Genomic DNA, 14922 nt, shown 5'->3' on the forward strand with positions numbered 1-14922 from the left:
GTTCGTAGGTTCGCCCGGCACGGCTTTCTTTCGAAGCCGGCCAAGCAGGGGTGCTCAAGGCCATGACGACTACGATCACGATGCGCAGCGTGCTGCTCGCAGGCTCCGCCATGTTGCTGGCGTCATCGCCGGCGCTGGCACAGGAAGCGGCGCCCACCGCCGCGCCGAGCGCAGGGCAGAACGCAGCCGCGGCCGACACCATCGTCGTGACCGGATCGCGCATCCGCCGGCCCGACTATGCCGCGCCCAATCCGGTGGTTTCGTTCGATGCGGCCGCGATCGCGCAGTCTGGCAACACCAACGTCACCACCTTCCTCCAGCGCGTGCCGGCGCTGACCAACTCGCTCGACAGCACCCGCACAGCGGGCAACTCGCAGGCGGACGGCGCGCTGGGGCAGGTGGGCCTCAACCTGCTCGACTTGCGTGGCTTGGGTACTGCCCGCACGCTGGTGCTGGTCAACGGGCGGCGCCATGTCGCCAGCCAGCCCGACAGCGCCGCGGTGGACATCAACACCATTCCGACCGACCTGATCGAGCGGGTCGACGTGCTGACCGGCGCCGCCTCCGCAGTATACGGTGCAGACGGTGTCTCGGGCGTGGTCAACTTCGTGCTGCGCCGGGATTTCGACGGTATCGCCGCCCGCACCCAGTTCGGCATCTCCGAACAGGGCGATGCGGGCAACCGGTTCGCCTCGCTGATCGTGGGCCGCAACTTCGCCGAGGGCCGCGCCAACCTGACCCTCGCCTACGAGTACAATGCCGAGGACCCGCTCGCCAACGACGATCGCAAGTACCTGAGGAGCGCCAACCGCGCGAACTTCGTCAACCTGAACGGCTACGATCCGACGGTCGCGGGCAGCTACCAGAAGGGCCCGTTGCGCGACATCCGCTATCCGGACAGTTCGACTTACGGTTACGTCGACATCGGCGGCGTGCGTTATCGCGGCGACGGACGGATCTACACGCCGGGCACCGTCCTGCAGAACGACGGCTACTCGCTAGGCGGCGATGATACGCCGGTCGCCGGCTACATCGGCGACATCTTTCCCAAGACCGAGCGTCACGCCGTCAACCTGCTTGGCCGGTTCGAGGCATCGGAGGCTTTCAAGGTCAGCATCGAAGGCAAGTTCGTGCAGAGCACGGTGCGCACCTTCACCGGCTATGGCGGCAACTACCCGGCCACGGTCAGCCTCGACAACCCATACATCCCGGCAACCATCCTGAACGCGGCGCAGCAGGCGGGCCTCACGTCCATCGACATCAGCCGCAACAACTTCGACATTCCCCGCCACGGCGAGGAGGATCGCCGGCGCACCTACCGCGGCGTCGTCGATATCTCCGGCAAGATCTCCGACCACGCCAGCTACGACGCCTACTACACCTACGGCCGCACCGACGTGCGCGCGACCAAGCTGAACGACCGTTTGAGCGACCAGTTCACCGCTGCGCTCGACGCGGTGCGCGATCCTGCAACCGGGCAGATCGTCTGCCGCTCCGCCGCCGCGCGTGCCGCTGGCTGCGTTCCGGTCAACACCTTCGGGGCGAATACCGTCGACCCGGCATCTTACGACTACTATCTGTTCGATCCGGTCAGCAATGCCCGGCTGGAGCAGCACGTCGTCAACGCCTCGATCAGCGGTGATTTCGGCGCCTTGTTCGAGCTGCCCGGCGGTCCGGTCCAGTTCGCGTTCGGCGGCGAATACCGCCGCGAGTCCAGCCGCTTCCGCCCCGCGCAGGAACTGCTCGACAACGTCTTCTACCAGTACGACGAGTACGTGATCCCCACCGCGTCGAGCGGCAAGTTCGATGTCTGGGAGGCGTTCGGCGAACTCAACCTGCCGCTGCTCAAGGACCAGCCCTTCGCGCACCTGCTTTCGGTCGGTGCAGCAGGCCGGTATTCCGATTATTCGACGGTCGGCAGCACCAAGACCTATCAGTTCAACGGTGTCTGGGCGCCGGTCGAGGCGGTGACCTTCCGTGGCTCTTACGGCCAGTCGGTGCGTGCGCCCAACATCGCCGAGGTGTTCCGGCCGCGCACCGGTGACAGCGACTTCATCTCAGACCCGTGCTACCTCGGCGCTCGCGGCGACGGCACCCAGTACCGCGCTGCCAACTGTGCCGCGCTGATCAGCGGAGCCGGCGGCAATCCGGCGAACTTCTCCAGCGCCAACAATCCCAACGCCAACGTCAACATCCCGGGAGCCCGCCAGGGCAATGCCAATTTGAAGGCAGAGACCGCGCGCACCTGGACCGCCGGCGTGGTGCTGCGCCCCGGCTTCGTGCCGCGGCTGCAGATCGCGGTCGACTGGTACGACATCCGCATCAAGGACGCGATCAACACCGCCAGCGCTTCCACAGTCGCTGCCTTGTGCGTCGACCAGCCCAGCACCGACAACCCATTCTGCGACGCCATCAGCCGCCAGGCCGGCACCGGCTACATCGACAGCTACATCGTGCAGCCCGAGAACGTCGCGGCGTTCCGCACCGCCGGCCTGGAGTTCAACGCATCCTACCAGGTCGCGACCGACAGGCTGGGCACCTTCGACGTGCGCCTGGTCGGCGGGTACCTGCACCGTCTGGAGCAGATCCCCACCATCGGCGCGGACGTCGAGGACAACCGGGATCGTCCGTTCCGGCCCAAGTACAACCTGACCTTCTCGCCGAGCTGGACGCTGGGCGAGCTGACGGTGAACTACAACCTGCGCTGGCAGAACGGCGTGCGGCGCTTCGACCGGGTGGCGACCGACGGCGATCCCAGTTACGTCGAACCCAAGTACTTCCGCTTCAAGGAGCTGTGGCAGCACGACATCCGCGCGCAGTACCAAGTCGGCGAGGCGTTCGCGTTCTACGCGGGCGTGAACAACTTCACCGATCAGAAGCCGGACATCGGCTTCGAGACCAACGTGCCGATCTCACCAGTCGGGCGCTTCTTCTACGCAGGCGCGAAGATGACATTGGGAGCGAGTTGAAAAGCGGGGAGGGGGCCTTGTCCCTGCATGCTGCAGCGCACATAGCGGCGGCATGCACGACATCAACGAACTCTTCCCTACCGACCTGCCGCTGCCTGCCTACGACGTCGTCGTGCCCTGCTACAATCGTGCCCATGTGTTGGCTGATGCCGTCGCCAGCGTGCTGTCGCAGGAACATGTGCCCAGCCGGGTCGTGGTCGTCGACGACGGCAGCGTGGATGCAAGTGCCGCAGTCATCCGCGCGCTTGAGGACGCCCATCGCGGTGTCGTCATAGGCGCTACCCTGCCGCGCAACGTCGGCGCCTCCAACGCGCGCAATGTTGGCCTTTCGTTTTGCCGATCGCCTTGGGTCGCGTTCCTCGACAGCGACGATCTGTGGCTGCCCGGTGCGGCCGGAGCTTTACTCAGCGCGACGCTGATGGCGGAAGCAGACGTCATCGTTGGCCACTTCTGTCGCATGGAGGAGGACGGCGTCGTGCAGGCGCCCGAGTGCGGCTGGGATGGCGGGGATCTGCGTGCCGGGCTGGCCAGCGGCGGCGTAATCGGCCCCTCTTGGTCGATCGCGCGGCGCCAGACCGCCCTCGACGTTGGAGGTTTCGATCCGAGCTATCACAATTGCAATGACTGGGACTTCTACACGCGCCTGGCCGCCAATGGCGCTCGTTTCAGGCGCATCGAGGCGAGTGTCGCGGTTTACCGCACCGTTGCGGGCGCACGGCTCATGAACGACGCCAGTGTCGGTCTACAAAACGCCGAACGCGTGCTTGCACATCCCTACTTCAAAGGGGCCTAGCATACGACAGCTGACCACTGTTCAAGACGTCGCAGCCGTCCGCTGTCCGCGCCCGATTGTCTCAAAATAGCTGCCCATCAGCGAGCCGGGCCTGCTGCTGTGTCAAAGCGCTGAGTGCTAAACCCACGGATAGGACGAACGCGCTCCTCAGATGGCAGGCAGACCTTCGAGGAGCTTGTCGAGGGTGAGCGGATAATCCCGCACCCGAACGCCGGTTGCATTGTAGATCGCGTTGCCGATAGCCGCCGCGGCGCCGCAAATGCCCAGCTCGCCTATTCCCTTGGCATGCAAGGGGTTCGCCTGGATGTCACGCTCGTACAGGAAGTCCACTTCCAGCTGCGGCACGTCGGCGTTCACCGGCACGTGGTACTCCGCTAGGTCGCGGTTCACCACCTTGCCGCTGCGGGTGTCGTGGATCAGCTCCTCGGACAAAGCGGAGCCGATCCCGAAGGTCATGCCCCCCAGACACTGAGAACGCGCCGTTTTCTCGTTCAGTATGCGCCCGGCGGTGAACACACCCAGCATGCGCTTAACGCGAACTTCGCCCGTCACCACGTTGACTGCGACTTCGGCGAAATGCGCGCCGTAGCTTGCCTGATTGAACGTCTTGTCCTGGCGACCGCCGGTGATCTCGCCTGTCGCTTCCAAGCCGTCGCCGACGAGCTCGCGCAGAGGCACGCTGCGATTGCCCGATATGACCAGCCCGTCCTTCAGCGTCATGGACCCTTCGTCTACATCCATGGCCTTGGCGATCTGCTTGCGGAGCGCTTCGCACGCCAGGTAGACCGACGATCCCGATGAGGAAGCGCCCCACGAGCCGCCCGAACCGGCACCGGGAGGCGCATTCGTATCGCCCAGGTGCACGGTCACGTCCTCGAGAGGCAGGCCCAGGATTTCCGCGGTGATCTGACCCAGGATCGTGTAAGTGCCGGTTCCGATGTCGGTCATGTCGGTTTCGACGATCGCCTTGCCGTCCGCCGTGATCGACACCTTGGCTTCGGACTTCTGAAGCTTGTTGGACCGCGCGGCCGAGGCAACGCCGATACCGTACAGCCAATCACCGCGGCGATCGGTGCCGGCTGGCTTGCGGTTGTGCCACCCGAACTTCGCGGCACCCGCTTCCAGACAGGGGATCAACGCCCGAGACGAATACGGAATGTCCTTCTCGGGATCGACCTGCGGCTCGTTGCGCTTGCGCAGTTCGATCGGGTCGATGCCGATCTTCTCGGCAAGTTCATCCATCGCACCTTCGAGCGCGATCAAGCCCACCGCCTCGCCTGGTGCGCGCATGGACCCCGACAGCAACCAGTCGAGCCGGACGATGTCATGCGTGATCAGTCGGTTTTCGCCCTCGTAAAGGAAGTGCGTCGACATTCCTGTCGGTTCGAAGAAGTCCTCGCCCGGCAGGTTCGACACGAGCGTTTCGTGCCCGATAGCGGTCAACTTGCCATTGATTCCGGCGCCGAGCCTCATCCGCTGCTCGGTGTTCGACCGCCGGAGGGTCGCGTCGAATACCTGCTGGCGTGCCATTACTGCCTTGACCGGACGACCGAGCTGCTTGGCCGCAATGGCGGCCGCGACGCTCTCGGGCGCGATCCCAAGCTTCGATCCGAAACCACCGCCAACGAACGCCGAGACGATACGCACCTTGCTGGCTGAGACGCCGAGCGCCTTGGCGAGTTGCAGCTTGTCCGATGCGGGCATCTGGTATGAGCCGTAGAGGGTCAGGGCGTCGTCTTCCCACACTGCGAGGCTGGCGTGCGGCTCCATGGCGGCGGAGTTCTGGCTCGGCGTCGTATACGTCACGTCTATCGTGTGCGCGGCCTCGGCCATCGCCTTGTCGATGTCTCCCTGGCTGAAGTGCGGCGGGATCTGCTGCGGTTTGGGCTTCTCGGCTTCGCCGCGGTGGTCATCGAAGCTGTAACGTCCCTCCGCGGGGTCGTAGTCGATCTTGACCTGCAGCGCGGCGTCGCGTGCCGCCTCATAGCTTTCGGCGATGACGATCGCGACAATCTCACCGAAGTAGGCGATCTCCTTAACGCCTTGGGTCGGCGCCTTCGTCTCGCCACCCTGCTGCGGGTTGCGCAGGAAGGTCGCGTAATCCGTGATGACGTCGATCACGCCTGGCACGGCCTTGGCGCCCTCGGCGTCAAGCGACCTGATCTTCCCGGCACCAACTGTCGCCCGCACGAGGAAGCCGTAGGCGACGTTATCCAGCGTATACTCAGCTGCATAAGTCGCTTGCCCCGACACTTTCCTGGGGCCTTCGATCCGGTCGAGCGGCTTGCCGATCACATCCTGCGCCGATGTGTCGAGCAAGCTGTCAGGATGAGCCTTGTTCATGGTGAGCGAATTGGTGTCGCCGCCAAAGCCGAACATCGCTTATTCTCCCGTCAGATCGCGCAGGGTGGCGATCAGAACCCGGCGCGCGAGCGGGATCTTGAAGTCGTTCGAGCCGTAACCTTTAGCGTCCGACAGCAACGCGTCGGCCGCGGTCGTAAATACAGCGTCAGACGGTGCCTGGCCGATCAGCGCGGCTTCCACCGCAGGATCGCGCCACGGCATGTGGGCGAGGCCGCCGAAGGCGAGCGAAGCGGTCGCGATCCTGCCATCCTTGACGTCGACTACGCCAGCGATCGACACGAGCGCGAAGGCATAAGACGCGCGATCTCGGACTTTGCGATAGACCTGTTTACCTGCGGGCGGAGGCGGCAGTTCGATGTGGGTGATGAGCTCGCCCGCTTCGAGGCTATTCTCGATTTGCGGAGTGTCGCCGGGTAGCCGATAGAAGTCGGCGATGTGTATCCGCCGCTGGTCGCCTTCGTAAGTCTGGGTGATGATCGTCGCGTCGAGCGCACGCATCGCCACCGCCATGTCGCTGGGGTGGGTCGCAATGCAATGCTCTGAGGTGCCGAGCACCGCGAGCACGCGATTGAACCCCCCAATGGCCGAACAGCCAGTGCCGGGCTCGCGCTTGTTGCAGGGCGTTGCCGTGTCGTAGAAGTAATAGCAACGCGTGCGCTGGAGCAGGTTGCCCCCAGTTGATGCCTTGTTGCGCAGCTGCCCCGACGCACCGGCGAGCAGAGCCCGGCTCAGCACCTCGTACTTGTCCATAACCCGCGGATCGGCAGCCAGGTCGCTGTTCGGCACCATCGCGCCGATGGTCAGACCGCCATCGGCGCGCTCCTCGATGTCGCTGAGCGGCAGCCGGCTGATGTCGATCAGTTTGTCGGGCGTTTCGACCTGCAGCTTCATCAAGTCGAGCAGGTTGGTGCCGCCGGCTATATACTTCGCGCCTCTGACACGCGCATCGCGCACCGCGGTCTCGGCGGTATCCGCCTTAGTGTAGGCGAAGGTCTTCATGCGCCTGCCTCACTGGACTGGCGGGGTGCGACATCGATTGCGGCCTCGGTTTCTGCAAACTCCCGAATGGCATCGACGATGTTGGGGTAGGCTGCGCAGCGGCAAAGGTTGCCACTCATCCGCTCGCTGATCTCGTCATCATCGAACTCTGGCGCGCCCAGCTGGGCAGTCACGTGGCTCGGCCAGCCTTGACGCACCTCGTCGAGCATGCCGACGGCGGAGCAGATCTGCCCTGGCGTGCAATAGCCACACTGGTACCCGTCATGGCGAACGAAGGCGGATTGCAGCGGGTGCAGGTCCTCGGGCGTGCCCAGGCCTTCGATCGTCACGATCTCGTCATCCTGATGCATCACGGCAAGGCTGAGGCAGCTGTTGATGCGGCGACCGTTGATAAGCATCGTGCACGCACCACACTGTCCGTGGTCGCACCCCTTCTTGCTGCCGGTCAGACCCAGGTGTTCGCGGCACAGGTCCAGCAGGGATGTGCGGATGTCGGGCTCGGCGGTGTGGGATTGGCCATTGATCGTGAAGTGCAAGCGCTGTCTCGCAAATTTAGGGGCGTGTCACCCCTCAGATGATAGATAACGTAACGCGCTCGTTCGTGATTGTTTCCTTCGCCCCCTGGGTCACTACAGTCTGCCTGTCGCCCAAAGCCCTATCACTCGCGTCTTTCAATGAGTTGCAGGATCCCCATGTCGGCTCCGTCACGGTCGCCGCGCAGTGAGGCGAGGTCCAGTTTAAATGCGACTTCGCCGCCGGGCGACTGCACCGCAGGGTTTCCTGTCCAGTACACCACGCGGCAAACACGTTGAACGATGCGCCATCCGCGCGCTGTTCGAAGCCACTTGTCATCATAATAGCCGCTACCATCCCAAAGCGGTGAGCCGGCAACTGCATAGCGGATCAACCGCCACAACCCGTAGGTGTGGGACACGGCCGTATCGCCTTCAACAACCACGAGATGGTTCGTCATCATGTGCTGCGTGGCATCGAAGATTTCGTGAAAGGCGCCGAAGTCCTTCTTGAAGTCAGCGAGATTGGTCCAGCGGGACGTAGGGCCATAGTCCAGGATGCAGTCGTCATCGAAGATCCTGTCGAACAAGGCCCACCGCTGGGTGTCCATCGCGAGCCCGTAGAGATTGATTTGCTCGATGATTTCTTCGCGGTCTGCCATCTGCTTTTCCTTAGGTGCGGCACGGGGGCAGCATCTCTGTTCTCATAATGAGTTGCGCAGGGGCAATGACCAGCGGTGAGACCAGAGCGAACTCGCCATGCCACGATCCAACAGATCCGAAGCAACAGGCGCTGCACGAAGGTGCAACTGGCATGCGATGTGGAGGCATTTCAGCTGCGCGCCGGATCTGCCAGGACGTCCGAGGGCCTGAGACTTGGTGGCATTGTATGGAATTCGATGAGGTCATCCTCGGCCGCCGCAGCATCCGAGGGTACAAGCCGGATCCGGTGCCTGGGGACTTGATCGAAGAGGTCCTGCGGCTCGCAATGCGGGCGCCCTCGTCATACAACAGCCAACCCTACTACTTCCACGTCATCACGGGCGAGCCGCTGGACCGGATCAGAGCGGGCAACGTGGGCCGCATCCGCGATGGTCATCCGGATGCGCGTGAGTTTCGCACCGGTCAGCCATTTGCGGGAGCACACCGAGAGCGCCAGGTCGCGGTCGCCAAGCAGCTCCTGGGCGCGATGGGGATCAGTCGCGAGGATGCGCAAGGGCGTGACGAATGGGTGCTGCGCGGCTTTCGCCAGTTCGATGCACCGGTTTGCATCATCATCACGTACGATCGCCTGCTTGCCGACAGCGATGATACGGCGTTCGACTGTGGTGCGGTCGCCACCGCGCTCGTGAATGCCGCCTGGTCGCGGGGCCTGGGCGCTGTCATCAACAGCCAAGGCATCATGCAATCGCCGGTCGTGCGCGAAGCCGCTAGAGTGCCGCAGGATCAGGTGATCATGAAGAGCATCGCCTTGGGCTGGCCCGACATGAGCTTTGCCGCCAACACGGTCGTGTCCGAGAGGAGGACGGTGGCGGAAGCTACGACCTTCGTAGGCTTCGAAGACTGATAACCCGCGAGCCGAGAGCAAACCCGCCTCAGATATCCGAGTGCGGGAGCGGAGCGCTTTCAGGCCATTCAATGTCCAGGCGGACCCTGGTGAGTGTAAGCGTGGCGATGCGCCATGCTCCAACCTCCATGCGATAGCTCTCGTGGTAGTGGCCCCGGCCGGTAATGCTCTTCCAACCATAGGTGGGATGGTGATCATCCCAGACGATCACGTCCTGCATGGCCCAGATGGCCTTGGCATTCTGCTCGTCCACGATCTCGATTTCCGCAGTGAGACCTTGGTGACACGAGACGGCGAACGTCAGGCTGTTTCGCAAGCTCTCGGCATAGGTCAGCCCACTGGCGGAGTAGACTTCGCCAGTCGGCGTCAAGACCTTCATGTCGCGCGTGAATACGCTGGGGAGTTGGTCCCACAGCTTGCAATCCATGTAGCGGAAGTACCGCGCCTTCAGGTTCCGGATCTCCTCGATGGCGGTCAGCCGCGCGATCGGGTTCACATGTGCTCTCCTGTGGCGCTGCGAGTGTGTCGGCCGTCTTGTTCAGGCCGCGGCAGCTGGATCTTGCGTTCGCCGCAGCCGGTCGAACGCGAGCCCCGGGCCCTCGGCAAGGCGTTGCTCGATCATCTCGCACACGCTGATGGGATCGTGCTGGCTGGTGTCGATCTCGATATCGGAGACCGTGTTCGCGTAGATCGACTGATAGAACCAAGGCCGCAGCCGTGAGAGCCGATCGACGATCCTGGCGACCGCGTCGTCTCCGAGGATGTCGACGGGCAGCTTCTTGTCCATGGCGCGTTTGGCGACCCGGCTTTCCAGCACTTCGAAAGGCGGTTTGAGCGTCACCAGCAGGACCGGCAATCCGGCCAGCCGTCGTACGCAGTCTTCGAGCACGGGCGGATCGGTCAGCAGCAGGTGGTCGAAGATGATGTTGCAGCCCTGGCGCGATGCGGCCGCGAGCCATTCGTGCAGCGTGGCGAAGGCTTGCACGCCCTTGGGCCCAAACCTCCAGCGCAAAGGCCCGTTCGGAAGCGCCGGGTCGGCAGCCTCGGCATAGATCCCCTCGTGCGACTTGGGACCGTGATGCCCGTATTGCGCTGGCTGCGTGCCGGCGAGGAAGTGATCGATGCCGTACAGCAGCCAATAGTCGTCCGCGCGCTTCTGGAAGAGTTCGGCGGCGGTCGACTTGCCCGATCCCGAAGTGCCATTGATGATGACGATCTGTCCCGGCACGCTCACTCTCCCAGCCGCCGCTCGCCTCGCGCCATCTGGCGAAACCACTCGGAAGGGGCGAACTCCTGGTTGTCGCCCCAGTGCGTCACCCCGTCCCAGTCCCACTCGGCCAGCGACCAGACGACGGTGTGATCGGTGTACCCGGTGAAGACCAGGCCGGGGTCGATGATCCCCGACGCCTCCATCGTGCGGCCGAGCCGATCCGTCCCTTCGAACAGGACCTTCGCCGGACCGAAATCGCCATAGTCCACGATCGTTCGCTTACCCGAGACCAGGCTGCCGAGTTGGCCGTCCTTCCAGATGAAGCCGCCGATGCAGTTCGCTTCCCAGCCTTCACCCATGCACAGGGCATGGAAGGCGCTGTCCTGCGAAATCCCCCAAAAGTAACCGCCGCGCGCCAGCGACTCGTACTCCCGTGCACCGTACGAGGTGTCGCGCATGGAGAAGCAGTCCACCGCGAAGCTTTCTCCATGTCGGCGGATCGTCCCGGTCATGCGGCCGGGCTGCTCGATGTGAAACTTGGCGGTCGACTGCTGGCCTGGGTCGCCCGTGTGCAGCTCGTGGACGGGGCCAATCGCTTCCCAGGTCAGGTCGAGTTTGAAGCCTTCCTTGTCGTAGTCGATCTTGTAGCGCTGCAGCGGCTCGATCATCTTCACGCGCAGCGAGTTGCGCGCCTCCATGTCGAACTTGGACCCGCCCTCCGGCGCTGCCTGCAAGTGGCTCCAGTTGTAATACAGGCAGTTCCACTGAAACGTGCCGGTGGGATCCCACATGCACGGACCGCCGTTCAGCATGCCCATGTTCGGGCGAAAGTAGTACTGGATCATGCCGTGAATACGGCGTTCCGGGATCGAGAAGGAGAACCAGACGCTTTCGTTCCAGTAAGGACTTTCGGTGCGTCCTTCACCGAAGTGGTCGGCGAAACTCAGGTCGTTCATCGTCGCTCTCCCCGGTGCGTTCGTTCAGGTCGTGCGCTCTTGCACCCGCACGTTGCCGAACATCATGCCTTCGGCCGGGCCTCGCAGGACATCCATCGGGAAGACCGGCGGCACGGCGCTGACCTCGTCGAGGCGAGCGAGCTGCTCGGCCGAGATGTCTACGGCGAGTGCGCCCAGATTGTCCTCGAGCTGGGCCGGGGTGCGGACTCCGATGACCGGCGAGCTCACGGCCGGGTTGGTCAGGGTCCAGGCGACCGCGAGCTGGGCCGGCGTGCAGCCGATCTCACGCGCGACCTCGACCACGCGATCGGCGATGTCGAGATTCCTGGCGTTGAGCTTGCCGGTCACCGCGTTGATCGCCTTGCGCGAACCGATGTCGCTCATGTCGCCCGAGCCGAGGTCGGCGCGGGTGTACTTGCCGGTGAGCAGGCCGGCGCCGAGGGGCGACCAGGGCGAGACGCCCAGTCCCATCTCATGCGCCATCGGGATCAGCTCCCGTTCGACGGTTCGTTCCACCAGGCTGTACTGGATCTGCAAGGCGCAGAACTGCGTCCACCCGCGCAGCTCCGCAATGGCCTGCATGCGCGAGGCCTGCCAGGCCGGCGTGTCCGAAAGGCCGATGTAGAGCACCTTGCCCTGGCGCACGAGGTCGTCGAAACTGCGCAGGATCTCGTCCACCGGGGTGCGGAAATCCCACATGTGGAGGTAGAGCAGGTCGATATAGTCCGTGTTCAGGCGCCTGAGGCTATCCTCGACCGATCGGACCATGTTCTTGCGATGATTGCCGCTGGCGTTCGGGTCGCCCGGCTTGGTGGTCAACGAATACTTGGTGGAGATCACGGCGCCGTCGCGACGGCCCTTCATCAGCTCGCCCAACAGGACTTCGGACTGGCCCATCTGGCCGTAGAAGTCCGCCGTGTCGATGAAGTTGCCGCCGTGCTCGAGATACATGTCGACCATGGCGCGCGCCTCTTCGTCGCTGCTGCCCCATGAACCGCTGCCGACGCGGAACGTCATCGTGCCGAGCGCCAGCGGAGACACGCGCAAGCCGGAGCGCCCTAGCAGACGATAGTCATCGAGTTGCATGGCCACTTCAATCTCCCTTGCCACCGGGCTCGCCCGTTCGTGGGTCTGCTGCTGGCCCGTGGGTAACCGCTCGCCCCTGAACTCAGTAGCCAGCGCGCGGCATTGAAGGAAGGCGGCTTGCCGTGCACACAGATGAGCCGTCAGGCGACTACAAGTGAACCACGCTGCCGGCCGTATTAGGCATCGGCACCTGGGAGGCTACCAGGGCAGAAGCCCCGTCATGATGCGGAGGTTCACATGCGGTCAACTCTGCCTGATGCAGCACCCGCGGACTTGGTGAGCGAGTTTGAGCCGAGCCGTCCGGCGCATGATCCTATCGGCTCGTTCCTGCCAGCGCACGCCTGGCGCGCACGTCGGGCTCGATCCACTGCGAGGTCGGGTAGATCGGGGTCAAGGCGGTAGCCTCATCGAGACGCGCCATGTCGGCATCGTCCAGGTTCACGGCTGCGGCGCCGAGGTTATCCTCCAGCTGGTAGGACTTCGTCGCGCCCAGGATGATGCTGGTGACCGCCGGCTTCTGCAGCAACCAGCCGAGCGCCACTTGAGCGACCGAGATCTGGCGGGCGCCAGCGATGTCGCGCATCACTTCAAGCAGTTCGAAGCCTTTGTCGCGGTCGAACTTGAGGAGGTCGAAGCCAGAGAAGCGATTGTCCGCCTGGGACAGGCTTTCACGAGTGTAGGCGCCGCTCAGGAACCCGTAGGCGAGGGGGCTCCACACGGTCATGCCAAGGCCATAGCGCGCCATCATCGGCACGACGTCTCGCTCCACGTCGCGCCCGAGCAGCGAGTAGTACATCTGTCCGTGCGTGAATGGGGCCAGTCCCTTGGCTTTCTGAATCTCCATCGCCGCTGCAACGGTCCAGGCCGACCAGTTCGAAAAGCCTAGGTACCGGACCTTGCCCGCTCGGACGAGGGCGTCGAAGGCGTCGAGCGTTTCTTCCAGCGGAGTGTAGGGGTCTTCGCGATGGGCGACGTACATGTCGATCCAATCGGTGCCCAGGCGCCTGAGGCTCTCGTCCACAGACCACAGGATGTGGCGGCGCGACAAGCCGCCCTTCGTCAACTCGCGCTGTCCGGTTGATCGATTGCCCACCTTGGTTGACAGGATGACCTTGTCGCGATGCGGCCTCAGCGCCGCTCCGAGCAGGGTTTCGGACTCGCCGTCGGCATAGACGTCGGCAGTGTCGAAGTAATTGACGCCAGCGTCGATCGCGCGCGCGACGAGTTCGTCCGCCAGCTCGGCGCCGACCTTGTAGACCGAGCCAAGCGTGCGGTTGCCCTGCGTGAACGTCAACGCGCCCAGGGCGAGCCGCGACACGATGAGGCCACTGTTGCCAAGACGCGCGTACTGCATGGTCATCGATCGCCGATCCGGGGCCGCGCCGCTAGTCGCCAAAAGGGCGGCCAGCGGCGAGCGTTACATCATTTCGGACCCTTGCGGCCGCCCTTGCTGAGGCGCCATTCGGGCGGGTACATCTGGTCGTTGTCCTTGACCGCGTTGTTCAGGCCCTTGCCGAATGTCTCCTTGTCCAGGGTGAACTCTTCGGCATCGTTCTTCACCTGGCCGAGCATCGATTCCAGCCAAGCCGTCATGATGCTGCCCATGTACTCGCCCTGCTGCTGCTTGAAGACCTCGAACAGGGTCTTTTGCATGTAGACGACGTCGGTTGGCCGCGTAACCGAGCAGGCATGCGCGTACTTGGCCACTTCGTCCTCGAGCTGGTCCCTGGGCACGACGCTGTTGACGAAGTTGCAGTCGTACATTTCCTGGGCGGTGAAGGGCCGGCCGGTGAAGACCATCTCCTGGAATTTGCGCAAGCCCATCATCTGGGCCCACTGCCACATGCGCGGACCCCAGCCGACGTAGCGGAACGACGGGTGGCCGAACAATGCGTCGTCGGATGAGATGATCAGGTCGGCGTCGGCCGCCTGGTAGAAGTGCCAGCCATAGCAGTAGCCCTTCACCTCCAGGATGCTGATCTTTTTGAAGTCCTGCAGCGTGCGGCAACCGAAGTTGGGGTTCGCATAGAGCTGCGTCAGCTGCGCCAGGTAGCGGTAACTGCCCTTGGGCGGGTACTTGACGTCCTCGTCCTCGCCGATCCGGAACTCGTGCAGCAGCGAGTACTCGCCGTCCGAGGCCAGCATCTCTTCCTGCTCGGGCAAGTCGGCGCCGCCGCCCAGGTTGCTGCCGACGCCGCGGATCAGCAGCACCTTGACGTCGTCGTCCACATTGGCGCGGTGGATCAGGTCGGAGTAGCGCAACCGCGCCGCGATCGTCGGCGCGTTCAGGAAGTCCGGGCGATTGAGGGTGATCGTTGCGATCTTGGTCTTAGGGTCCTTCTCGTAGAGGATGATATCCTCTGGATCGGGGCGATCAGTCTTCGCCATGCATCCTGTCCTTTCCGTTTTCTGCGCCCGCTGGAATGCTGCTCGCCGCAGAACAAGCATGTCATTGCCAGCTTGTAC

The 14922-nt window shown here is 63.8% G+C and carries 13 protein-coding genes; 3 read left to right on the top strand and 10 right to left on the bottom strand.

Annotated elements, in window-relative coordinates; genetic code table 11:
- The first annotated feature begins 62 nt into the window (after positions 1-62).
- Positions 63-2969 (top strand): TonB-dependent siderophore receptor, encoded by a 2907-nt coding sequence (locus GV044_RS11195; protein WP_236554873.1) that lies wholly within the window; start codon positions 63-65, stop codon positions 2967-2969.
- Positions 2970-3021: 52 nt separating this feature from the next.
- Positions 3022-3762 (top strand): glycosyltransferase, encoded by a 741-nt coding sequence (locus GV044_RS11200; RefSeq protein WP_159869496.1) that lies wholly within the window; start codon positions 3022-3024, stop codon positions 3760-3762.
- Positions 3763-3909: 147 nt separating this feature from the next.
- Here the strand turns inward: GV044_RS11200 and GV044_RS11205 are convergent, their stop codons facing one another.
- From GV044_RS11205 to GV044_RS11220, 4 genes are all read right to left on the bottom strand, one after another.
- On the bottom strand, positions 3910-6141 hold the full coding sequence (locus GV044_RS11205; protein WP_159869499.1) for a xanthine dehydrogenase family protein molybdopterin-binding subunit: 2232 nt from the start codon (positions 6139-6141) through the stop codon (positions 3910-3912).
- A gap of 3 nt (positions 6142-6144) precedes the next feature.
- A complete protein-coding gene (locus tag GV044_RS11210; protein WP_159869502.1) occupies positions 6145-7125 on the bottom strand; it encodes a xanthine dehydrogenase family protein subunit M in 981 nt (326 codons plus the stop codon).
- Entirely contained in the window at positions 7122-7661 is a 540-nt protein-coding gene (locus GV044_RS11215; RefSeq protein ID WP_159869505.1) for a 2Fe-2S iron-sulfur cluster-binding protein, read from the bottom strand. The genes GV044_RS11210 and GV044_RS11215 overlap by 4 nt, the downstream gene beginning before the upstream one ends.
- Positions 7662-7783: 122 nt before the next feature.
- A complete protein-coding gene (locus GV044_RS11220; RefSeq protein WP_159869508.1) occupies positions 7784-8299 on the bottom strand; it encodes a nuclear transport factor 2 family protein in 516 nt (171 codons plus the stop codon).
- A gap of 227 nt (positions 8300-8526) precedes the next feature.
- On the opposite strand from GV044_RS11220, the gene GV044_RS11225 reads away from it, so the two are divergent.
- On the top strand, positions 8527-9204 hold the full coding sequence (locus tag GV044_RS11225) for a nitroreductase (protein WP_159869511.1): 678 nt from the start codon (positions 8527-8529) through the stop codon (positions 9202-9204).
- Between the two features lie 28 nt (positions 9205-9232).
- Here GV044_RS11225 and GV044_RS11230 read toward each other — a convergent pair whose 3' ends face one another.
- From GV044_RS11230 to GV044_RS11255, 6 genes are all read right to left on the bottom strand, one after another.
- Positions 9233-9700, bottom strand: a complete 468-nt coding sequence (locus GV044_RS11230; RefSeq protein ID WP_159869514.1) for a nuclear transport factor 2 family protein — start codon at positions 9698-9700, stop codon at positions 9233-9235.
- A gap of 42 nt (positions 9701-9742) precedes the next feature.
- The gene (locus GV044_RS11235; protein WP_159869517.1) at positions 9743-10432 is read right to left on the bottom strand and encodes an AAA family ATPase; all 690 of its coding nucleotides are present in this window, start codon (positions 10430-10432) and stop codon (positions 9743-9745) included.
- A gap of 2 nt (positions 10433-10434) precedes the next feature.
- Positions 10435-11370, bottom strand: a complete 936-nt coding sequence (locus GV044_RS11240) for a hypothetical protein (RefSeq protein ID WP_159869520.1) — start codon at positions 11368-11370, stop codon at positions 10435-10437.
- A gap of 24 nt (positions 11371-11394) precedes the next feature.
- Positions 11395-12456, bottom strand: a complete 1062-nt coding sequence (locus GV044_RS11245) for an aldo/keto reductase (protein WP_236554874.1) — start codon at positions 12454-12456, stop codon at positions 11395-11397.
- A gap of 313 nt (positions 12457-12769) precedes the next feature.
- Positions 12770-13816 carry an aldo/keto reductase gene (locus GV044_RS11250; protein WP_201299054.1) on the bottom strand — a complete coding sequence of 349 codons (1047 nt, stop codon included), beginning with the start codon at positions 13814-13816 and terminating at the stop codon, positions 12770-12772.
- A gap of 62 nt (positions 13817-13878) precedes the next feature.
- Positions 13879-14844 carry an enoyl-CoA hydratase/isomerase family protein gene (locus GV044_RS11255; RefSeq protein ID WP_159869523.1) on the bottom strand — a complete coding sequence of 322 codons (966 nt, stop codon included), beginning with the start codon at positions 14842-14844 and terminating at the stop codon, positions 13879-13881.
- Between the last annotated feature and the right edge of the window lie 78 nt (positions 14845-14922).

Origin of the sequence: Novosphingobium sp. 9U (genome assembly GCF_902506425.1) — a bacterium.
Lineage (GTDB): Bacteria > Pseudomonadota > Alphaproteobacteria > Sphingomonadales > Sphingomonadaceae > Novosphingobium.